The sequence below is a fragment of the Amycolatopsis sp. lyj-84 genome, from assembly GCF_046549075.1.
In the GTDB taxonomy this organism is placed as follows: Bacteria; Actinomycetota; Actinomycetes; order Mycobacteriales; family Pseudonocardiaceae; genus Amycolatopsis.
The window spans coordinates 845,459-866,033 of the sequence record NZ_JAJPWO010000001.1 but is presented as its reverse complement, the minus strand read 5'-3'; the positions used below and the strand labels follow the sequence as shown (position 1 = coordinate 866,033).

At 68.9% G+C, this 20,575-nt stretch carries 21 protein-coding genes; 13 read left to right on the top strand and 8 right to left on the bottom strand.

Annotation, left to right across the window (positions count from 1 at the left end):
• Positions 1 to 58: 58 nt before the first annotated feature.
• From ACLJRM_RS04270 to ACLJRM_RS04240, 7 genes are all read left to right on the top strand, one after another.
• The gene (locus ACLJRM_RS04270; protein ID WP_410662340.1) at positions 59 to 799 is read left to right on the top strand and encodes a class I SAM-dependent methyltransferase; all 741 of its coding nucleotides are present in this window, start codon (positions 59 to 61) and stop codon (positions 797 to 799) included.
• A complete protein-coding gene (locus ACLJRM_RS04265; protein WP_101610298.1) occupies positions 780 to 1,874 on the top strand; it encodes a FecCD family ABC transporter permease in 1,095 nt (364 codons plus the stop codon). The genes ACLJRM_RS04270 and ACLJRM_RS04265 overlap by 20 nt, the downstream gene beginning before the upstream one ends.
• Positions 1,874 to 2,662, top strand: a complete 789-nt coding sequence (locus ACLJRM_RS04260) for an ABC transporter ATP-binding protein (RefSeq protein ID WP_410600692.1) — start codon at positions 1,874 to 1,876, stop codon at positions 2,660 to 2,662. The genes ACLJRM_RS04265 and ACLJRM_RS04260 overlap by 1 nt, the downstream gene beginning before the upstream one ends.
• A complete protein-coding gene (locus tag ACLJRM_RS04255) occupies positions 2,659 to 3,642 on the top strand; it encodes an ABC transporter substrate-binding protein (protein ID WP_410662339.1) in 984 nt (327 codons plus the stop codon). The genes ACLJRM_RS04260 and ACLJRM_RS04255 overlap by 4 nt, the downstream gene beginning before the upstream one ends.
• Before the next feature lie 5 nt (positions 3,643 to 3,647).
• On the top strand, positions 3,648 to 4,706 hold the full coding sequence (locus ACLJRM_RS04250) for a cysteine synthase family protein (protein ID WP_101613476.1): 1,059 nt from the start codon (positions 3,648 to 3,650) through the stop codon (positions 4,704 to 4,706).
• The gene (locus ACLJRM_RS04245; protein WP_410662338.1) at positions 4,703 to 5,893 is read left to right on the top strand and encodes an ATP-grasp domain-containing protein; all 1,191 of its coding nucleotides are present in this window, start codon (positions 4,703 to 4,705) and stop codon (positions 5,891 to 5,893) included. The genes ACLJRM_RS04250 and ACLJRM_RS04245 overlap by 4 nt, the downstream gene beginning before the upstream one ends.
• Before the next feature lie 66 nt (positions 5,894 to 5,959).
• Complete coding sequence (locus ACLJRM_RS04240; RefSeq protein WP_410662337.1) at positions 5,960 to 6,865, top strand: SDR family NAD(P)-dependent oxidoreductase; 906 nt, start codon at positions 5,960 to 5,962, stop codon at positions 6,863 to 6,865.
• Between the two features lie 107 nt (positions 6,866 to 6,972).
• Here ACLJRM_RS04240 and ACLJRM_RS04235 read toward each other — a convergent pair whose 3' ends face one another.
• Genes ACLJRM_RS04235 through ACLJRM_RS04225 form a run of 3 tightly spaced genes read right to left on the bottom strand, consistent with a single transcriptional unit; the run spans position 6,973 to position 8,824 of the window.
• Complete coding sequence (locus ACLJRM_RS04235) at positions 6,973 to 7,548, bottom strand: hypothetical protein (protein WP_410662336.1); 576 nt, start codon at positions 7,546 to 7,548, stop codon at positions 6,973 to 6,975.
• 28 nt (positions 7,549 to 7,576) lie between these two features.
• Positions 7,577 to 8,161, bottom strand: a complete 585-nt coding sequence (locus tag ACLJRM_RS04230; RefSeq protein WP_101610292.1) for a hypothetical protein — start codon at positions 8,159 to 8,161, stop codon at positions 7,577 to 7,579.
• Between the two features lie 57 nt (positions 8,162 to 8,218).
• Complete coding sequence (locus ACLJRM_RS04225; RefSeq protein ID WP_410662335.1) at positions 8,219 to 8,824, bottom strand: TetR/AcrR family transcriptional regulator; 606 nt, start codon at positions 8,822 to 8,824, stop codon at positions 8,219 to 8,221.
• 93 nt (positions 8,825 to 8,917) lie between these two features.
• Here ACLJRM_RS04225 and ACLJRM_RS04220 point away from each other — a divergent pair, with 93 nt between their 5' ends.
• Positions 8,918 to 9,622 (top strand): SDR family NAD(P)-dependent oxidoreductase, encoded by a 705-nt coding sequence (locus ACLJRM_RS04220; protein ID WP_410662334.1) that lies wholly within the window; start codon positions 8,918 to 8,920, stop codon positions 9,620 to 9,622.
• Between the two features lie 141 nt (positions 9,623 to 9,763).
• Here ACLJRM_RS04220 and ACLJRM_RS04215 read toward each other — a convergent pair whose 3' ends face one another.
• Positions 9,764 to 10,141 carry a RidA family protein gene (locus ACLJRM_RS04215; RefSeq protein ID WP_410662333.1) on the bottom strand — a complete coding sequence of 126 codons (378 nt, stop codon included), beginning with the start codon at positions 10,139 to 10,141 and terminating at the stop codon, positions 9,764 to 9,766.
• Between the two features lie 222 nt (positions 10,142 to 10,363).
• Here ACLJRM_RS04215 and ACLJRM_RS04210 point away from each other — a divergent pair, with 222 nt between their 5' ends.
• The 5 genes from ACLJRM_RS04210 (at position 10,364) to ACLJRM_RS04190 (ending at position 17,922) form a co-directional block, all read left to right on the top strand.
• A complete protein-coding gene (locus tag ACLJRM_RS04210; RefSeq protein ID WP_410662332.1) occupies positions 10,364 to 14,974 on the top strand; it encodes an isopeptide-forming domain-containing fimbrial protein in 4,611 nt (1,536 codons plus the stop codon).
• Between the two features lie 217 nt (positions 14,975 to 15,191).
• The gene (locus ACLJRM_RS04205; protein ID WP_410600700.1) at positions 15,192 to 15,794 is read left to right on the top strand and encodes a YbaB/EbfC family nucleoid-associated protein; all 603 of its coding nucleotides are present in this window, start codon (positions 15,192 to 15,194) and stop codon (positions 15,792 to 15,794) included.
• The gene (locus tag ACLJRM_RS04200; RefSeq protein WP_410600701.1) at positions 15,791 to 16,126 is read left to right on the top strand and encodes a type VII secretion target; all 336 of its coding nucleotides are present in this window, start codon (positions 15,791 to 15,793) and stop codon (positions 16,124 to 16,126) included. Before ACLJRM_RS04205 ends, ACLJRM_RS04200 begins: the two co-directional genes overlap by 4 nt.
• Positions 16,123 to 17,370, top strand: coding sequence for a WXG100 family type VII secretion target (locus tag ACLJRM_RS04195; RefSeq protein WP_410662331.1), 1,248 nt, complete (start codon positions 16,123 to 16,125; stop codon positions 17,368 to 17,370). The genes ACLJRM_RS04200 and ACLJRM_RS04195 overlap by 4 nt, the downstream gene beginning before the upstream one ends.
• A gap of 60 nt (positions 17,371 to 17,430) precedes the next feature.
• Positions 17,431 to 17,922: a GNAT family N-acetyltransferase gene (locus ACLJRM_RS04190; RefSeq protein WP_410662330.1), complete on the top strand. Its 492-nt coding sequence runs from the start codon at positions 17,431 to 17,433 to the stop codon at positions 17,920 to 17,922.
• Here ACLJRM_RS04190 and ACLJRM_RS04185 read toward each other — a convergent pair.
• From ACLJRM_RS04185 to ACLJRM_RS04170, 4 genes are all read right to left on the bottom strand, one after another.
• Complete coding sequence (locus ACLJRM_RS04185; protein ID WP_410662329.1) at positions 17,919 to 18,488, bottom strand: adenylate kinase; 570 nt, start codon at positions 18,486 to 18,488, stop codon at positions 17,919 to 17,921. The genes ACLJRM_RS04190 and ACLJRM_RS04185 overlap by 4 nt on opposite strands.
• A 217-nt stretch (positions 18,489 to 18,705) precedes the next feature.
• Entirely contained in the window at positions 18,706 to 19,635 is a 930-nt protein-coding gene (locus ACLJRM_RS04180) for an LD-carboxypeptidase (RefSeq protein WP_410662328.1), read from the bottom strand.
• A gap of 12 nt (positions 19,636 to 19,647) precedes the next feature.
• On the bottom strand, positions 19,648 to 20,043 hold the full coding sequence (locus ACLJRM_RS04175; protein ID WP_101608430.1) for an ATP-binding protein: 396 nt from the start codon (positions 20,041 to 20,043) through the stop codon (positions 19,648 to 19,650).
• Between the two features lie 76 nt (positions 20,044 to 20,119).
• Positions 20,120 to 20,545, bottom strand: a complete 426-nt coding sequence (locus tag ACLJRM_RS04170; RefSeq protein ID WP_101608429.1) for a Rid family hydrolase — start codon at positions 20,543 to 20,545, stop codon at positions 20,120 to 20,122.
• Positions 20,546 to 20,575 lie beyond the last annotated feature (30 nt).

Sequence of the window (20,575 nt, the reverse complement as noted above, 5' to 3'; positions counted from 1 at the left end):
GGGACGGCTTCCCGACGACTTGTGGGGCTGAATCGTGCGGCCCGGCGAGCGGAGAGAGATGCACTGGTACGAGGACGACGACCTGTGGGTCGGCTTCGCGGACGTGATGTTCCCGCCCAGCCGGTCCGAAGAGGCCGAACGCTTGACGGCCACGTCGCCGCTGCTCGCGGTCACCGAAGAGACGAAGGTGCTGGACCTGGCCTGCGGCCCGGCGATCCACGTCGTGCCGCTGGCCAGGAAAGGCGCCGACGTGACCGGCGTCGACCTCAGCCCGGCCATGCTCGAACGCGCGCGCGAGGCCTGCGAAAACGCGGGTGTCGCCGCGAAACTGATCCAGGCCGACATGCTCGAGTACGTCGAGCCCGGCGCGTACGACCTGATCGTCAACATGTACACGTCGTTCGGCTACTTCACCGAGCCCGGCGACAACCTCACCGTGCTGCGCAACGCCCACGCCAGCCTCGCGCCCGGTGGCAGGCTGCTGATCGACGTGCTCGGCAAGGAGGTGCTGGCCGGGTGGGTCGGCCGCCCGAAGGCGGTCGACATCGACGGCGGCACGGTGTTCATGCGCGACACCATCCTCGACGACTGGTCCCGGCTCAAGACCGACTGGACCCTGGTCCGCGGTGGTGAAGCGAAGCAGGCGTCGATCCTGTCCTTCCTGTACAGCGCGGCGGAACTGAAGGCGCTGTTCGAGACGGTGGGGTTCACGGACGTCGAGTGCTTCGGCGATTTCGACGGCTCGCCTTACGACAACCACGCGCGCCGCCTGATCGTGCGTGGTGAACGTGCCGGCTGAAACACTCCGCCTGTTCGCGGAGCCCGACGAAGGAACCGCCCGCCCGCTGCGGCTCACCGGACCGGTGATCCTGCTGTCGGCGGCACTCCTGATCTCGCTGATCGCGGGCATCGCGCTCGGCCCGACCACGGTCGCCCTCCCGGATGTCCTGCGTTACCTGGGAAAGGCGATCACCGGCGGGACCATCACCGGCGACGAGGTCACCGGGTACTCGATCGTCTGGCAGGTCCGCACCCCGCGCGTGCTGCTCGCGGCCGTGGTCGGCGCGGGACTCGCGGTGGTCGGGGTCGCGGTACAGGCCCTGGTCCGCAACGCCCTCGCCGATCCGTTCGTCCTCGGGATCTCCTCGGGCGCCTCGGTCGGCGCCGCCGCCGTCGTGGTGTTCGGCCTGTTCGCCGGGCTCGGCGTGCTGGCGTTGTCGACCGCCGCCTTCCTCGGGGCGCTGGGCGCGACGGCGCTCGTCTATCTGGCCGCCCGCAGCAAATTCGGCCTGACGCCGTTGCGCCTGGTGCTCACCGGGGTCGCGCTCACCTACGCCTTCCAGGCCGTGATGAGCGTGCTCGTCTACCTCTCGCCGAACGGCCAGGCCGCGCAGACCGTGCTGTTCTGGCTGCTCGGCAGCCTCGGCGCGGCGACCTGGGCATCACTGCCGCTGGCCGCGCTCGGGGTGGCCGTCGCGATCGTGGTCCTGCTGCGCTACGGCACCGCGCTCGACGTCCTGTCCATGGGCGACGAAACCGCGATGAGCCTCGGCACCGACGCGGCCGTGTTGCGCCGCTGGCTCTTCCTGCTCACCGCGGTCGTCACCGGCCTGCTGGTGGCGGTGAGCGGCTCGATCGGGTTCGTCGGGCTCGTCCTGCCGCACGTGGTGCGGATGGTCGCCGGTTCGGGACATCGCCGTGTGCTGGCGCTCGCGCCGCTGGTGGGCGCGGTCTTCCTGGTGTGGGTCGACCTGCTCGCCCGCACCCTCGTCGCGCCCGAGGAGCTGCCGCTCGGCGTGATCACCGCGCTGATCGGCGTCCCGGTCTTCCTCGTGGTGATGCGGCGCCGCGGTTACGCGTTCGGGGGCCGCTGATGTTGTCCCTGAAGGACCTTTCCGTCGAGGTCGCCGGATCGACGCTGATCCGCGAGCTGCGGCTGGACGTCGGCGCGGGCGAGGTCGTCGGCCTCCTCGGTCCCAACGGAAGCGGTAAGTCGACGGCGTTGCGCTGTGTCTACCGGGCGCTGACGCCGTCCGGCGGCGCCGTCCTGCTCGACGGCACCGATCTCGCGGAGCAGAGCCTGCGCGACACCGCCCGCCGGATCGCCGCGCTCACCCAGGACAGCCGAGCGGATCTGGACTTCACCGTCGAGGAGGTCGTCGCGCTCGGCCGGTCGCCGCATCAGCGCGGCAACCTCCGGTTGTCGGCCCGCGAACGCGCGTTGTGCCGGGAAGCGTTGCGGCGCTTGGACATCACTCATCTCGCCCAGCGCAGTGTGCTGACGCTTTCGGGCGGCGAACGGCAGCGGGTCCTGGTGGCGAGGGCGCTCGTGCAGGAACCCGAGGTGCTGGTCCTCGACGAGCCGACCAACCACCTCGACGTCCGTCACCAGGTGGAACTGCTGAAGTTCCTGCGCGACTGCGGGCTCACCGTGCTCGTCGCCCTGCACGATCTCAACCTCGCCGCCGCCGTCTGCCACCGGATCGCCTTGCTGCGCGGCGGATCGCTCGCCGCCTGCGGCACCCCCGCCGAAGTGCTCACGCCCGAAACGGTCCGCGCGGTGTTCGGCGTGGAGGTCACCCAGGTGACCCATCCCGTGACCGGCGCCCTCCAGCTGCTCTACGACCTTCCCGCCGAAGAAACCGAGGGGATCTCACGATGAAGCCGTCCAGGGTGATCGCGCTCTTCACCGCGGCGCTGCTCCTGAGCGCCTGTGGCGCCCAGGTCGAGGCCGGACCGGCCGCACCGGCACAGGCCACAGTGACCAACTGCGGCGCGCAGGTCACCTTCCCGGCGCCGCAGCGTCCGGTGGCCTACGACGTTTCCGGCGCGGAGAAGATGTTCGCGCTCGGGCTCGCCGGCCGGATGCGCGGCTACGTCATGAACTCGCTCGGCGACCCGTCGATCGCCGGTTCGCCGTGGAAGGACGACTACGCCAAGGTCGAACGGCTCGGCACTTCCCGGGTCACCCGCGAGATCCTGGTCAACGCCAAGGCGGACTGGGTGATCGCCGGCTGGAACTCCGGCTTCAGCGAGGAGCGCGGGATCACCCCGAAGCTGCTCGACCAGGTCGGCATCCGCAGCTATCTGCACACCGAGACCTGCTGGGAGTATCCCACCGCGAAGGCCGAGGTGACACCACTGGAGGCGCTCTACACCGACCTGCGCAACCTCGGCGACATCTTCGGCGTCCGCCAGCGGGCCGACGAACTGGTCACGGAACTCAAAGGACGCTTCGACAAGGTCCGCGCCGGAGCGCCGAAGACCCCGCCCGCCAAGGTGTTCGTCTACGATTCCGGCACCGACCAACCCTTCACTTCCGGGAAACACGCCGCTCCCAACGACATCATCGACGCCGCGGGCGGGACCAACGTCTTCCGCGACCTCCAGGAAGGCTGGGGCAGCGTCGGCTGGGAGGCGGTGGTGAAGACCGAACCCGAGGTGATCGTCGTGGTGGACTACGCCGACCAGCCCGCGCAGGACAAGATCGCGTTCATCAAATCCGCGCCACAGCTGAAGAACACGCCCGCCGTGCGCGACAACCGGTTCCACGTCGTTTCCTACGGGGACCTCGTGAGCGGACCGCGTAACGCCGCGGGCGCCGAGTCCCTGGCCGCGTACCTCCGATCGATCGGCCGGTGAACGCGATGCCCGTCGAGACCGCCCCTCTGGTCCACGAGCACGTCACCGACGCGATCAAGACACCGGCGCTGATCCGGCTCACGCCGAACGTCGTGCTGATCCGCTTCGAAACCCTGAAGGTCTACGCGGCGCTCGGCGCCGTCCGGTCGCTGCTCGCCGACGGCACCGTCCGAAAAGGACAGACGTTGATCGACAGTTCCAGCGGGATCTACGCGCTCGCGCTGGCGATGGCCTGTCACCGCTACGGTCTGCGCTGCCATATCGTCGCGTCCACCACCGTCGACCTCACCATGCGTTCGCAACTGGAGATCCTGGGCGCGACGGTGGACCAGATGCCGCCGTCCGAAGACCTCCGGCTCGACCAGCGGCGCCGGGTCGCGCGCGTGCACGAGCTGCTGGAGCGCCATCCGGACATGCACTGGATGCGCCAGTATCACGATCCCGTGCACTACCTCGGCTACGGCGAGGTCGCCGATCTCGTCGCCCGCGCGCTGCCGTCCGGGCCGCTGACCGTCGTCGGCAGCGTGGGCACCGGCGCGTCGACCGGCGGGATCGCCCGGTCGCTGCGCGAACGCGATCCGGACGTCCGCCTGACCGGGGTCCAGCCGTTCGGGAGCGTCACCTTCGGCAGTGAACGGTTCACCGATCCGGACGCGATCATCGCGGGCATCGGCTCCGCCATCCCGTTCGGCAACGTCGATCACGAACTGTACGACCGGATCCACTGGCTGGACTTCGTGCACGCCATGGCCGCGACCGTCGGCCTGATGCGCGACCACGCCGTCTTCGCCGGGCTTTCCACCGGCGCCGCGTACCTCGTCGCGGGCTGGGAGGCGGCGCGGAATCCGGACCGGACGCATGTCGTCATCGGCGCCGACACCGGGCACCGTTACACGGCAAGGGTTTTCGCCCGGCACCGGGAAGCCGTCGACCCGGCGGGGCTCGCGCCACGGGAGATCGCCTCACTCGACGACCTCGCCCTGCCGTGGGCGGCGATGGAGTGGCGCCGCCGCAAATTCGGGATACCTTCGCAGCTGTCGTACCGGAAGGAGCGGGTGTCATGACCGTCGTCCTGTTGGAAGCACTCACCTTCGGCCTCGGCAGGCTGGCCGACGCGGCGGCGGAAGCCGGGCGGAAACTGGTGCTGTTCACCGGAAACCGCGACATCTACCGCTACGAACTCGGCACCCTCGGGCCGGACAGGGTCGAGGTCGTCGACATCGACACCACCGACATCGCGGCCTGCGAAGCGGCGTTGCGTGCCATCCCGGACCTCGCCGGGATCATCAACTCGACCGACACCTGGGCATTGCCGGGCGCGGAACTCACCGCCAGGCTCGGCCTGCCCGGTCCGGACGCTGCGGCCGTCCGTGTGCTGCGGGACAAGGGTGCGGTGCGCGATCTGCTGTACGACCACGGGCTCACCCGCGGCCGCCCGGTACCCGTCATGATCGCCGAGGAGCTCGGATTCCCTTTGGTGGTCAAGGATTCATCGGGGACGTCGTCGCGCGGGGTGTGGCTCGTCCGTGACGCGGCCGAACTCGAGCAGGCCAGGCGGGAGGCGAAGGACACGCCGCTCAAGGGGCACCTGATCGCCGAACCGTATTTCGCCGGTCCGCTCTACAGCGCGGAAACCGTCACCTGGCAAGGAAGGACGCGGCTGCTCGGGATCCTCTCCCGTCAGCTTTCGCCCGAACCCGTGCGGCGCGAGGAAGCCGCCGCGTTCCCGGTGGCCTTCCCCGAGACCGAGTACGCCGGACTGGCCGACTGGATCGGCCAAGTGCTCAAGGCCGCCGGACACGAGCAGGGCTTCGCGCACACCGAGTTCGTCCTCACCGCCGAGGGGCCGGAGGTCGTCGAGATCAACATCCGGATCGGCGGGGCGATGCTCGGCGAGGCCTTGTGCCGGTCGCTGGACACCAACGTCTATTCCGCGATGATCTCGATGGCGCTGGGCGAGGAACCCGCCTTGCTCACGCGGGAGATCGGTGGGGGACCGGGCGTCGCGTTCGTCCTGGCGTACCCGGCCGTGGAAGGCGTGCTGACCGGCTGGTCCGGGCTCGACCGCCTGTCCGGCCTGCCCGGCGCGCCGGAGTGGTACCCGACGGCGAGCCCCGGTGACGAGATCCGGCACCTCGCGGATCAGCGGTCGTGTACGGGGATCGTGCTGGCCGAAGGGCCGACGGCGGAGCTCGCGCTGCATCGCGCGCTCGCGGCGGCGGGTGGGGTCACGCCGGAGATCACTTCTTGAGAATCCTCTCAGATGGATAGCTCTACTTTCTGTTTTGGGAAGTAGAGCTATCCATCTGGAGGGACTATGGGCGAAGCAGTGGGCAGACGCGCCGTGCTCGGGGGCGCGGCGGCGGCCGGTGTCGCGATGCTGGCCGGGAACACCGCCACGGCACAGGAGAACCGCCGGCGGTTCTCGGGCAAAGTCGTGATCGTCACGGGGGCGACGTCGGGCATCGGCAGGGCGGCGGCCATCGCCTTCGCCGCGGCCGGTGCCAAGGTCGGTTTCTGTGGCAGGCGGGAAGAACTCGGCCGCGAGGTCGAACGGGAGATCCGGCGCGCGGGCGGGGAGGCGGCCTATCTCCGGGCGGACGTCCGGGTCCCCGAACAGGTCCAGGCGTTCGTGGACGGTGTCGTCCGCCGGTACGGCAGGCTCGACATCGCGTTCAACAACGCCGGAATCCACCTCGGCAAACCGTTGCACGAGATCTCCGTCGACGAGTGGGAGGACGTGCAGCGCACCAACGCGCGCGGCGTTTTCCTCTCGATCAAGTACGAGGTTCCGCACCTGCTGAAAGCGGGCGGCGGGGTGATCGTCTGCACCGCGTCGGCGCAGGCCGAGCAGACCCGTCCGGGGCACGCCGCCTACACCTCGAGCAAACGCGCCGTGCAGGGTCTGGTGCGCGCGGCCGCGCTGGACTACGGCGCGAAGGGGATCAGGGTGCTTTCGATCGACCCGGGCACGACCGACACCCGGCTGGTACGCCCGCCGGGCATCCCGGACGACCTGTGGGCGCAGTTCAAACAGGCCTGGGGTCCGCTGAACGTCCACGGTCTGCCGCGGATGGGTGAGGCCGCGGAGATCGCTTCGGCCGTTCTCGCCCTGGCGTCACCGGATTTCGCCTACCTGACCGGGACTTCCGTCCTCGTCGACGGCGGCCTGAACACCGGACGGCCGATGGTCACGCCGCCCGGAGCCACCCCGCCCAGCTGAGGTTCGCCCGGCTGAGGTTCCCGATGTCGCATTCGAGACGCTCAGCGACTCAAATGCGACATGGGGAACCTCGCGGTCGCGCGACAATCGAGCGGAGGCGGAGCAGCTCACGAGGCGCCGGGCACGCACTTCTTGGCGGCGGCCACGGCGGCCAGCAGATCCGGTGTCTCCATCTTGACCGACGCGAACGGGTCGGTGGTCTCCAAGAGCGGCTTCTGCGCCGACTCCAGGGCCTTGAGCGCGGCGTCCAGCGCGGTCTGGCTCTGGGAGGAGTCCAGCTTCCGTTTCCCTTCCGCCGCCGCGTCCCGCGCCGTCGTGTAACTGTCCACAAGGGACTTCTTCGCCGTGTCCCCGCCGGGTATCGGTGACGCGGGCAGCGCGTTCAGTTCCTCGACGACCTTGCCCGCCAGCTGAGCGCGGACCCCGAGGTTGTCGCTGAGCCAGGGCCGCGTCACCTCGACGCCGGAACTCTGCCTGCTCGCGTGCTCGTTGCTGGCCTTCACGAAGCCGTAGATCGCGCCGCACATCCCGTCCAGCCAGGCCACCGTCCGGACGTCCGGTTCGGACGCGGTGGACGTCGGCGTGACGGTGACCTTCGGCGGAGCGGACGGTGCCTCTCCCGAACAGGCTGTCACCGCGAACAGGGCCCCTACCAGTGGAACAAGCAGGGTTTTCGGCTTCATGGGACTCCGTTCGCGGGTGACGCTCCGGCTAGTGGGGAGACGCGCAGTTCTTGGCCGCGGCCGCCGCGGCCATCAGCTCCTGCGTCTCGATCTTGAGTGCGGGCATGAGATCGGGAGTGTCCGTGACCGGTTTCTGGACGGCGTCCATCGCCTTGATCGCCGCGTCCATGGCGGCTTCGTTCCCGGACTTCTCCAAACGCTGCTTCCCGGCGGCCGCCGCGTCCCGTGCCGCGGTGTACTGGTCCACAAGGGACTTCCTTACCGCGTCACCGCCGGGGATCGGCGATGCGGGCAGCGCGTTCAGGTCGTCGACCGTCTTGCCCGCGAATCCCGCTCGGATCCCGAGTTCTTCCTTCAGCGCGTTGCGGGTCACTTCGACCCCGGACTGTTGCTTGCGCGAGTATTCGTCGTGGGCCTTCATGAAGCCGTACACCGCGCCGCAGACCCCGTCGAGCCACGCGACGGTCTTGGCATCCGGCCCGGCGGGCGGCGCGGGCACCGTGGACGACGGGGTGGCGGTGACCGTCACGGGCGCCGGTGGCGGCTCCCCGGAACACGCCGCCGTCGCGAACAGGGCCCCCACCAGGGAAACGAGCAGAATTTTCGTCTTCATCGGATCTCCCCTCCGGGGTGAACACGTTCCGGAGGGGCCGGGGGTTGCCTGAGGGCTTCAGCCGCAGTCGCCCATGATCCGCGCCAGCTCCGTGGGCAGCATCGGCGGTTCCGGCAACGGGGTCGCGGCGGGCGCTCGCATCCCGTCGAACAGCAGGGCGAGATGGCGTCGCCAGACCTCCGGCCGGACGGCCGCGGTCGCCTCCACGGTGCGCGCGATCCCCCACGTCACGAAGGCCATGTCCTCGAGGGTGAGATCGGCGCGCAGGGCTCCGCTCTCCTTTGCGCGCTCGACGACGCGGGTCATGAGTTCGTATCCGCGTTCGAGATCCTCGGCCAAGGGCGGCCGCGTCGAGGCCAGTTCGTTGTAGCCGCGATCGGCGGCCTGCAGTTCGCAGATCCGTTCGAAGAAGGAGGTCAACCCGGCCCAGGCGTCGTCGAGGGACAGCGCGTGCTCGGCCAGTTTCGCGACGGTTTCGGTCCGGTCGGCGAACACGGCGTTCACCAGATCCGCGCGCTGGGGGAAGTGGTTGTACAGGGTGCCGATGCTGACGCCGGCGGTCTTGGCGATCTCTTCGAGCGCGACGTCGAGGCCGCGCGCCGCGTAGAGCCCCCTGGCGGCCTCGATCAGCAGGTCGCGGTTGCGCTGGGCGTCCTTTCTCATGACGACATGGTAGTCAAGTTGAAGGTGGCCTCAAGTTGTGTGTACCTTCGAATAAGTTGAGGGCATCCTCAACTTAAGCTTCTGGGAGGACATATGACCAAGACGCTCGCGATCTTCGGCGCCGGACCGGTGCTGGGACTGTCGCTCGCCCGGCGCTTCGGCCGCGAAGGCTTCCGGATCGCCCTCGTCGCGCGCACCACCGAGAACCTCGACGCGCTCGTCGCCGAACTGGACGGCGACGGCATCGAAGCGAGCGGACACGTCGCCGACGTCTACGAACCGGCCCAGATCGAGGCCGCTGTCACCGCCATCGGCCGGATCGACGCGGTCGCGTTCAACCCCGGCGGCGGGGGCATGGGCGAGGGCATCGCGCCGGTGCTCGACGTCGACCCGGAGAACCTGCGGCTGATCCTGGACCGGTTCCTGGTGTCGGCGGTGGCGCTGGTGCGGGCGGTCCTGCCCGCCATGACCGAGCGCGGCGACGGCGCGATCCTGTTCACCGCGGGCCAATCCGGCCTGCACCCGGCGCCGTTCCTCGGCAACGCGGGCATGGCGCAGGCGGCGTTGCGGAACTACTTCCACAACCTGAACGCGGTGCTCGCCGAGAAGGGCGTCTACGCCGGAGCCGTCAACATCGGGGCGCTGATCGAGGGCAGCGTCCCGCATCGGGTGCTCACCTCGAGCCCGCTGGACTTCGAACCCGAGGTGATCCACCCGGATGTCTTCGCCGACGCTTTCTGGAAGCTCTACGCGACGCGTGAGGCTCCCGAAGCACTGGTCGGGTCGTTCGGGAGGTGACCTCGTCCCTGCAGTACATGAAGGCCCCCTTCCTTGCGCCAGGCGCAAGGAAGGGGGCCTTCATGTACTTGGGGAAAGGCCTTCACGGACCTGCGACCATCTAGCCGTCCTTACCACTCACGAGGCCTGACCTGGGCTCGGTTACTTCTCGATGGCGTAGGCCTCGATCTCGACCTTCATCTTCGGGTCGAGCAACGCCGAGACCTCGACCATGGTGGCCGCGGGCAGTACGTCGCCGAAGGCCTCGCGGTGGGCCCGCGCCACCAGGTCGGCGTCCTTGATGTCGGTCACGTAGGTGACCGTGCGCACCACCGCGGCGAGACTCGAACCGGCCTCCCGCAGCGCGGTCTCGATGATCGAAAGCACGGCCGACGCCTGCTCGTACGCGTCGCCCGACCGGAACGGCTCACGCGCCGTCGTACCGGAAACGTGGATGTGCTCGCCGACGCGCACCGCCCGGCTGTAGCCGAAAATCTGCTCGAAGTCCCCACCGGAGGAGATGTTCACCCGCTCAGTCATGATCCGAACGAAAGCACAGTGACGGCCGGAGCGGAACCGACTTCGTCTCACCCATGATCGAACACGTTCAGGTGATGCCCGGACTTTCGAGTTGAGTGTGGTGGCGCGGCTTGTAGCGTCGGGCTGAGTTCGCTCGTCACCGGGAGGCTCTTCGTGGTCGTCGCACAGTGCCGGCGCCGTGTACTGAAACCGTTGTCACGACGGGTTTTGTCGTTCGGCGCAGTGGCGGCCCTCCTCTTCGGCGCCCTGGTCCCGACGGGGGCGGCGCAGGCGGCGACGTGGCCGGTGCAGGGCGAGAACGATCCGTCGACGTTCGACTGCGATCACCTGTACTACAGCAACTTCCGGTCCGGTATGCAGTTCCGCACCGGCGCCTCGGGTGACGCGGAGATCCAGAACACGGTGATCAGCAAGCGGGCGGGCGCGGCCCCGCCGGACTACTGGTCGACGAACATGGCGCTGGGCAAGGATCCGGACACCGGCCGGGTGGCGGCGTTCTACTCCAGCTACACCACCGGGAATCTCACGCTCTACAAGCATGTGTCGGGAACGAACACGGTCACCGACGAGATCGCCGGGGGAGCGCCCCGCAAGCTTCCCGCCGGGGTCAACTGGGGCGGGCTCGGCGCCGATCCCGCCACCGGGATGCTTTACGGCGCGCAGAACGGCGGGGCGCCGGTGCTGTTCGCGATGGATCTCGCCGGTGGCGAGACGAAGACCTTCTCCCGGGGATCCACGCTGAAGCCCGTTCCGGCGAACGACCCCGTGTTCGCCGGGGGATCGCTCGTGCCCGACCTGTTCGTCGATTCCTCCGGCGGCGTGTACTACGGGATCGTCTACGGCGGGCAGAGCTACGTCTACCGGTTCGATCCCGACACCGGCGAGACCACCCAGGCGGTGAAGGTCACCGGACCCGGCTCGTCCAACGGCTTCAACAACTACGGCATGGCCTTCCTGAACGGCTCGATCTATCTCGGCTACTACGGCGGCGCGCTGTACAAGGTCGATCCGCGCACCGGCGTGTCCCAGCAGGTCCCCGGCGGCAACGCGCACTCCAACCAGGTCGGCCGGATCACCTCCGAATCCGGCGGGACCTGGCCCATCACCGACCTGGCCAGCTGCTCGATCGCCCCGGATCTGACGAAACGGATCGTGGTCGCCAAGAAGGCGGACAAGGCCGACGCGAAACCGGGCGAAAAGGTCACCTACACCGTCACCGTCGCCAACGAGGGAACGGCGGCGGCACCCGGGACGGTCGTCACCGACGACCTGTCGGGCGTGGTGGACGACGCCGCGTACAACGACGACGCGAAAGCCCTTTCGGGCGGCTCCGAGCTGGCGAAACCCCAGTACGACGCCGCGGGAAAGCGCCTGACCTGGACCGGTGAGATCCCGGCCGGCGCGACCGTGACGATCACCTATTCCGTCACCGTGAACAGCCCGCCGGGCGGCGACAAGAAGCTCGAGAACGTCGTGACCGTGCCGGGCAGCAACTGCGCCGAGGGCGGGAAGGACCCGGACTGCGCCGCGCTCGTCACCGTGGCGACGTTGAAGATCGTCAAGACCAGCGCGCCGAAGAAGCCCATGCCGGGCCAGAAGGTCACCTACACGGTCAAGCTCACCAATGACGGCACGGCCGACTGGACGGACGCCACCGCCGTCGACGATCTGTCCGATGTGCTCGACGACGCGGCGTACAACGGCGACGCCACCGCGACCGGCGGCATCGTGACCTATCTGGAGGGTGACAGCACCCTGCGCTGGGCCGGCACCGTCGGGAAGGGCGGCACCGTCACGATCACCTATTCGGTGACGGTGGCGAACCCACCGGGCGGGAACAAGCGGCTGACCAACGCGGTCGTCGGCCCGGACGGCTCCACCTGCCCCGAAGGCGGCAAGGACCCGGATTGCGGCACCGACGAGCCGATCAGCGGACTCGTGATCACGAAATCGGCCGCTCCGGCCACGGCCAAACCCGGCGACGTCGTGACCTACACCTTGACCGCGCGGACCCTCGACGGTTCGGCCGCAGCCGGTGTCACGCTCACCGACGATCTGTCGGGCGTCGTCGACGACGCCGCCTACAACGGTGATGCCGCCGCCACCGCCGATGGCGTGCCCACCCCGGCGCAACCCGGCTACGACAGCGCGACCACGACGTTGACGTGGACCGGCGACGTCCCCGCCGGGAAGACCGTCACCATCACCTATTCGGTGAAGGTCGGCACGCCACCGGGCGGGGACAAGGTGTTGCGCAACGCGGTCACCGGTCCGGACGGCTCGTCGTGCCCGCCGGGAAGCACGGACCCGGCCTGCGGCACGGTGACCCCGATCGGCGCACTGGAGATCAAGAAGACGGCGAGCCCGGCCTCGGCCATGCCCGGCGACAAGGTCACCTACACCGTGAAGGTCAGCAACGTCGGTACGGCGGCGTACCCGGGTGCCTCGTTCACCGACGACTTGACCGGCGTCCTCGACGACGCCGCCTACAACGGTGACGCCTCCGCCACCTCGGGTGCGGCCACGTTCGACGAGCCGGGCCGGAAACTCACCTGGACCGGTGACGTCGCCGCGGGGAGCACGGTCACGGTCACCTACTCGGTCACCGTCGGCAAACCGCCCGCCGGGGACCGCAGGCTGACCAACGTCGTCGTCGGACCGGACGGCTCCACCTGCCCGGACGGCGGAGGGGATCCCGACTGCGCGACCGAAACCCCGATCGGGGTCCTGGTGCTGGCGAAGACCGCGGCACCGGCGACCGCGAAGCCGGGTCAGGTCGTCACCTACACCGTGACCGCGAGCAATCCCGGAACCGGCGTCTATCGCGGCGCCCGGTTCACCGACGATCTGAGCGGGGCCCTGGACGACGCGACCTACAACCAGGACGCGCGGGCCACCGCGGGCACCGTGACGTACGCGGAGCCGAAGCTGACCTGGACGGCGGACCTTCCGGCGGGCACCACGGTGACTATCACCTATTCGGTGACCGTGAACAAACCGCCCGCCGGGGACCGGACGCTGCGCAACTCCGTGACCGGCACCGAAGACTCGACCTGCCCGCCCGGCTCGACGGACCCGGACTGCTCCACCGTCACCCCGGTCGCGGCCCTGCGGGTCGTCAAGACCGCCGCCCCCGCCACGCCCCGGCCCGGCGAGCGGGTCACCTACACGGTGCGCGTCCAGAACACCGGCACCGCGGCCTACCCGGGAGCCCGGATCACCGACGACCTGACCGGGGTCCTCGACGACGCGACCTACAACGACGACGCCGCGGCGACCGGCGGCACCACCGGCTACGAGGCCCCGGTGGTGACCTGGACCGGCGATGTCGCCTCCGGTGCCACCGTGACCATCACCTATTCGGTCACCGTGAACAGCCCGCCCGGCGGCGACAAGAAGCTCTCCAACGCCGTCACCGGCACCCCGGACGGCAACTGCCCGCCGGGTTCGGCGGATCCGGACTGCGGGACGGTCACGCCGGTGCCGTCGCTGGAGATCCGCAAGACGGCCACCCCGCAGGAGGTCAAGACCGGCGACACGATCACCTACACCGTCACCGTCGAAAACGTCGGCGCGGCAACGGATCCCGCCGCGTCGTTCACCGACGACCTCACCGGTGTGCTGGACGACGCCACCTACAACGGTGACGCGAAGGCGGACAAGGGCACGGTGACCGTCGCCGTCGTGAAGCCGTCCCTGACCTGGAGCGGTTCTCTCGCCCCCGGCGACAAGGCCACCGTCACCTATTCCGTCGTCGTGACCAACAAGGGCGACAAACGCCTGGTCAACGTGGTCACCGGCACGGGCTCCAACTGCGAAGAGGGCTCCGAAGACCCCGACTGCCGCAACGAACTGCCCACCCCCGCGTTGCGCATCACGAAGTCGGCCGCCCCGGCGGTGGCCGCACCGGGCGGCAAGGTGACCTACACGGTGATGGTGCGCAACACCAGTCAAGCTCCGTATCCCGGCGCCGCTTTCGCCGACGACCTGACCAAGGTCCTCGACGACGCGACCTACAACGACGACGCGCGGGCCACCGCGGGCACCGTGGCGTACAAGGCGCCGAAGCTGACCTGGACGGGCACGGTCGCGCCCGGCGCCGCGGCGACCATCACCTACTCGGTCACCGTGGCGAAACCCGTTCGAGGGGACCACTTTCTGGACAACGCCGTCACGGGCGACGAGGGGACCAACTGCCCGCCGTCAGGACAGGCGGACCCTGTCTGTTCCACCCGTACCCCGGTGCTGTCGATGGTCATCGCCAAGACGGCGTCGCCGGTTTCCGACGTCGCGCCGGGCGGCAAGGTCACGTACACGCTCTCGATCACCAACACCGGCACCGGCATCTATGACGACGCCGCCGTGACCGACGACCTGGCCGGAGTCCTCAGTGGAGCGACGTACAACGGTGACGCGAAGGCGACGAGCGGATCGGTCGCGCTGATCGGAAAACTGCTCCGCTGGCAGGGCAAACTCGCAGTCGGACAGAAAGTCGTCGTGACGTACTCGGTCACCGCCGGATCCGGGGAAGGAAAGCTGCGCAACGCGGTCACCTCCACCACCCCCGGCGCGAACTGCCTCACCCCGGCCGAACCCGGCTGCTCGACCGAAACACCGGTCACCCCCGGCGAGCCGCCGACACCGCCCGATCCGGCCCATCCTGATCCGGTCAAGCCCGATCCGGCGGCGCCCGGCGATCCGGTCCGGCCACCCGGTACGGGGCCGCTGGCCTCCACCGGATCGCACACCGCCGACCTGCTGGCGCTGGCCTTCGCCGCGCTGCTGGCAGGCGCCTGGATGCTGCGGTACGCGCGCCGCCGGGTCCGCCGCTGAGCGGCCGGTTTGCGTTCTCGGGCAGTGAGGCTTGTTCGTACGGGCAAGCCTTGCGCCCGGTGCTCCGGGGGATCCGCGGTGCTGCCTAGGATGCCTTTGCAGGAACGGTGTTTTATGCTCTTTTTCGGCTTGAGGCGTGGTGAACGGCCTGACGGCTGTCCGCGTCGTCGAGCCGTGCCCCCGGTGGTGACCCTGTCCAGAGCGAGCAAGGCGGCCCATGCAACCCAACTTCGACGCCGGTGAGGATTTCGCCCTCCTCCTGGAGCGGGAAGCCAAGAAACTCGAAGAAAAAGCCAGCGCGCTGACCGCCGCGTTCGCCGCGTCCGCCTCCACCGCGCAGTCGGCGGACGGCTCGGTGACGGTGAAGGTCGAGGCCAACGGCTCGCTGAGTTCCATCGAGTTCAGCAACCGGGCGCTCACGCTGGGACCGGCCAGACTCTCCTCACTCGTCATGCAGACCGTGCGCGAGGCCCAGCGCAGGACCGTCGAGAAGGTCACGGAGTCCTACACCGAGATCAACGGCAACGACGAGGCCGCGGAACTGGTCCGCACCTTCATGCCGAAGGTCGAGGACGAAGAGGGCGGCGCGCAGGACGGCCCCGAACAGGAGAAGTGGGCGCCGGAGGCGCACCACGAGGACCGGCCGCCGCAGCCGGGCCGGTGGACGCCGCCGCAGCAGCCGGGTGGCGCCAGGCCGCAGGCCGGTCCCCCGATGCCGCCGCAGCCGGGCCGCCCCGTGCGGCCCCCGAACCCGCCGGCGCCGCCGCCGCGCACCCGGCGGCCGTCCACTCCCGACGACGACGAAATGAGCCCGTGGTGAGTGCTGGACGCGAGGTAACGACAGCGGCGCTGAGGGAATTCGCCAAGCACCTCGACCGGCTCGAGGAATCGCTGCAGAAGAGCGCCGACATGGTGGGCAGTTGTGTCGCCGACCCGGGCCTCTTCGGCATCTTCGGCGGCCAGGCCTACGGCGCGGGCGCGAGCATGCACTGTGGCGAGGCACGCGACCAGCTGAACAAGTACGCGGAGAACATGCAGAAGTTCTCCGACAAGATGCACGAGGCCGCGAAGCTGTACGAGTCCAACGAGCAGGACTCGGAGAAGCTGATCACCGCCGCCGGCGACGGGATCGACGAGGTGAAGGTCAAGTGAGCGAGTACCACCGGAACGATTTCGGGAGCAACAGCGGCGTCAGCGCCGAAGACTTCAAGGACGAGAAGAACAACTTCCTCGCGGGCAGTGGTGACACCGCGGGCGCGGGCTTCTTCGATTCGGCGTTCGCGCTGAAACGGGCGACCAACGAAGGTGACGCCCTCTCCATCACGATGGCCTCGATCGGGATGGGGATCGAGATCCTCGGCATGGTCCTCGACCCGATCGGGTCGTTGCTCACCGCCGGGATCGGCTGGCTGATGGAGCACGTCGTCATCTTCCGCTGGCCGCTGGACTTCCTATTGGGGGACCCGAAGGGCATCGAGGCGGCCAAAGAGGCGATCTACGAAGAGGGCAAGACGGTCAAGCAGTGGTCGGAAGACCACAAGCAGTCCGCCAGCAAGCTCTTGGAGACCTGGAAAGGCGACGCCGCCGAAGCGTTCCGGTCCGACATGGAGGGTGTCGCCGAGCAGCTCGACGCGCTCGCCGGCTACATCAACCTCGCCGGCAAGCAGATGGGCATCGCGGGCGCGATCATCGGCGCCGTCCGCGGCATCGTCCGCGACATCATCGCCATGACCCTGGCAGGCATCCTCAAGGCCGCGATCGTGGCTGTCGCGTTGGCGCCCGTCACCTTCGGCGCCTCGATCATCGCGGCGATCACATCAATCATGGCCACGGTCGGCGTGGCGATCGCGAAGATCGCCAAGCAGATCGCCGACATCGCCAAGCGGCTCGCCGAGATGCTCAAGATCCTGGCCAAGACGCGCGGGGCGGCCGACGACGTCGTCAAGATGAAGCTCAGCGGCAACATCGACAAGATCAAGGTCCCGGTGGGCGGCGGCAAGAAGCCGCCACCAGAAGCCGCCCCGCCCGGGGCTCCGCGGATCGAGGACGTGAAACCCGACCCGCTGGCCAAGCCCAAACCGGACAAGCTCGGCGACCAGGCAGGCTGGATCGTGCGCGAAAAGCTGTTGAAGGAACTGCGGGCCAAGGGCGAGCTGTCCGAGGCCGCGACGAAGAAGCTGATGGATCGGTTCGACTACTGGTCCAGCATGCCGATGCCCGAGTTGACCAAGAGGCTCGGCAAGACCACGGCGGAAAACATCGAAAAGGTCACCAAGATCCTGAGCGACCCGACCTACGGTGCCTCGGGCATGGCGGGGAAGACCATCGTCGAGTTGACGAAGGGCATCCCGCCCGCGGCGAACGAAAAACCGCCGAAGGACGAACCGGAGGAATGACGGCCACCGGAGCCCCGTACCGATCGAGGTGCGGGGCTCTGGTACGTAAAGGGGGACCTGATGGGAAGCGGACCGGTCGTGCGGCCTGCCCGCAGGGACGACGTGATGGCCATCTGCCACTTCGGCGAGGAGCACGTCCGAGCCCACTACGCGCCGTTGATCGGTGAGGAAGCCGCAGCCCGGCAAGTCCGGATGTGGTGGCACGAGACGAATATCGCCGGGGCAGTGGCTCGCGGGTCGGTGGTGGTCGCGGACGACGGCGGGAACCTGGCCGGTGTCGGGCAGCGCGGTCTCGACGGCGACGACCACGTGATCTACAAGCTCTACGTGCACCCGTCTCATCGCGGCGGCGGGCTGGGTGTCCGGCTGCTCGACGTCCTCATCGGACAGTTGCCCTCGGACGCCGAGCGGCTGTACATCGAGCATTTCGTGGCCAACGAGCGCGCGGGCGCCTTCTACGAGCGCGAGGGTTTCACCGTGGATGGGATCGAGCCGAGTTCCACAGGGGACCCCGGGCTCGGTGTGGTGTGGCGCGTCCGGAGTCTTCGCTAGCGGAGGTTCCGGGCGAAGGCCCCGTCGAGCCAGCGGTCGACCTGGCGCTGGCCGCGCAGGCGGACGATGACGAGGCCCGGATACCGGTTCTCCTCGATGACCTTGTGCACGCGGGCCCGGATCATCGGGTGGTAGCGCCAGGCGAGCTTGACGATGTGGTCCGGGTCGGTGAAGAACGTGTGCAGCGGCCCCTCGACGTTGCCGCCCGCGATCTTCGAGCCGCGCCCGACCTTGCGCTTCAGTGTCCGGACGATGGTCATCACCCGCGGATGATCGAGCCAGACCAGTACGTCCAGCCGTTCGGTCATCCGCTCCCGGACCTCCTCGCCCTGCCACTCGATGGCCCACTCATCGCCGTCGAGGAACTTCAGGACGTCTGCCTGCCAGGTCTCCCGCACTGTCCAATTCGGTCCGTGGAAAAAGGACTCGAACTCGACATACGGCAATCCCATGCGCTCGCACAGGGTCCGCGCCAGTGTCGACTTCCCGGATCCGGCGGGACCCGCCACCGCGGCCCGCCGGATCCGCCGCACGGGAAGGGCGTCGTCCGGCCCGATGATCTCCATGCCACTAGCGTAAGAAGCCGTCCTACCGATTTTCGGCGGCTGTCTCGAGCAGCACCTTTAGCCCCAGTGGCATCGCCAGCCACGTACTTCAAGCGACCAGGGCACCGGTACCGGGTGGGTCGGGTTGGTCGTGAGTGGCGTTTCGGGTTCTAACCCGAAACGCCACTCACGACCAACCGGACCCACAAGTCACCTTTGGCTTACCCCTCAATAGATCTCAGCGCACCGCCGGTTCAACGGTGAGCGTTCCCGACTTCGTGTCCAGGACGGCGGCCGGTCCCAGGGGGAGGGAAAGCGGGTCCGGGCCGTGTCCGACGTCGAGCCCGCCGAGCACCGGCACCCCCAGTGAGCCCAGCCGGTCCTTGAAGACGTCGACGAGAGTCCACTCGCGATCGACATAGCCCTCGAAACCGGGAAACCGGCCGAGGGCGACACCCCGCACGCCTTGGAGTGAGCCGGATCGGATCAACTGGGTGAGCTGCCGGTCGACGTGTCCGAGGCCGATGGCGCGCTCGGCTTCGAGGAACAGGATGGTTCCCGCCAGGGAAGGCAATCCGACGCCGACGGCGTGGGCGAGGGTGCCGAGGTTGCCGCCGACAAGGTTGCCGGCGGCGATGCCGGGTACTTCGGCGGCGACGGTCATGGCGCGCGGGTCGCGGTGCAAGGTGGTGGGTTCGCTGCTCATCAGCAACCGCCGGGTCGCGTTCGCGGACCGGGAGCCTGCCAGGAAGCCATGGATTCCGGCCAGTCCGCACTGCCGCCAGAGCGCGAGGTGCAAGGCGGTGATGTCACTGAAACCGACCATCGGCTTGGGGTCGGCCCGGACCGCGGCGAAGTCGATCTCGTCGGCGATGCGGTACGCGCCCGCGCCGCCGCGGGTGGCGATCACCGCGCGGACACCGGGATCGCGGAACGCGTCGTCGAGATCGGACAGGCGGTCTTGGTCCCGGCCCGCCAGGTACCCCCACTGGTCGAGCGCGTGCGCGCCGACTTCGGCCACCAGGCCCCAGCCCTCCAGGACCGCCGCGGACTCGGCGAGCAGCTCACGGCTCGGAAAGCTGGCGGGGGACACGAGGCGAACGCGATCACCCGGCCGCAGCATCGGTGCCACCAGGACGCGGCGTTCGGTGCTTCGCGAGCCTGTCACCCGATGATCGTGTCAGAGCACCGGGATCTCCGCCCACACCGTTTTGTACCCGGCGCCGGTGTCCACACCCCAGGTGGTGCTGATCGCCTCGACCAGCGCGAGCCCTCGCCCGTGGGGGCTCGCCGGATCCTGTTTCGTCACGCGGCGTGGCTTCAGCCGCGGGCGACGGTCGTCGACTTCGACGCGGACCACGTCGCGGCCGGAGGGGACGGACACCCTCAGCTCGGCGACGCCGTCCGCGTGTTCGTGCGCGTTGGTGAGCAGTTCCGTGGTCAGGAGTTCGGTGTCCGCCATGGTGATTCGCCCGACGCCGTTCAGCTGATCTCGCAGCCAGGCCCGGACCTTTCCCAGCGGCGGGGCGACACCACTGGGGAATTCGTAAGCTTGCCTTGTTCCGGTTGTACCCACGCGTGTCTCCTTAGCGGGTTTCCCAGCTGGGCCAAGAGCATGGGCGCAGTGGGGGAGTACCCAAGGAGGACGGGGTTCACACGCGGGCGGGATCGGCGATCGCGGTGACCCGGATCTCCACTCGCATCTTCGGGGCGCCGAGGGCGGGAACGCCGATCTCGGTCCAGATCGGCGCCCGGTCGCCCAGGTGCTCGCGGAACTGTTCGACCATGACTCGGTTGTGGGTCTCGCCGATGAAACCGGGGGATTCCGGGACGTGGTACGAGTTCACGGCGATGACGTCGCGCCAGGTGGCGCCCGCGGTGGCGAGGGTCCGTTCGACGTTCTCGAAGGCCCGGACGATCTCGTCCTCCAGTGATTCCGGGAAGGTGAGGTCGTCGTCCCAGCCGCCCTGTCCCGAGATCTCGACGCGATCGCCGACGCGCACCGCTTGGCTGTAGCGCATCTCGGCCAGCTGCCGGTCGCCGTATCCGGGGGTGGCGAAGAACTCCGGCTCGGTCATGGTGGATCCTTTCGTTGACTTCATCCTTGA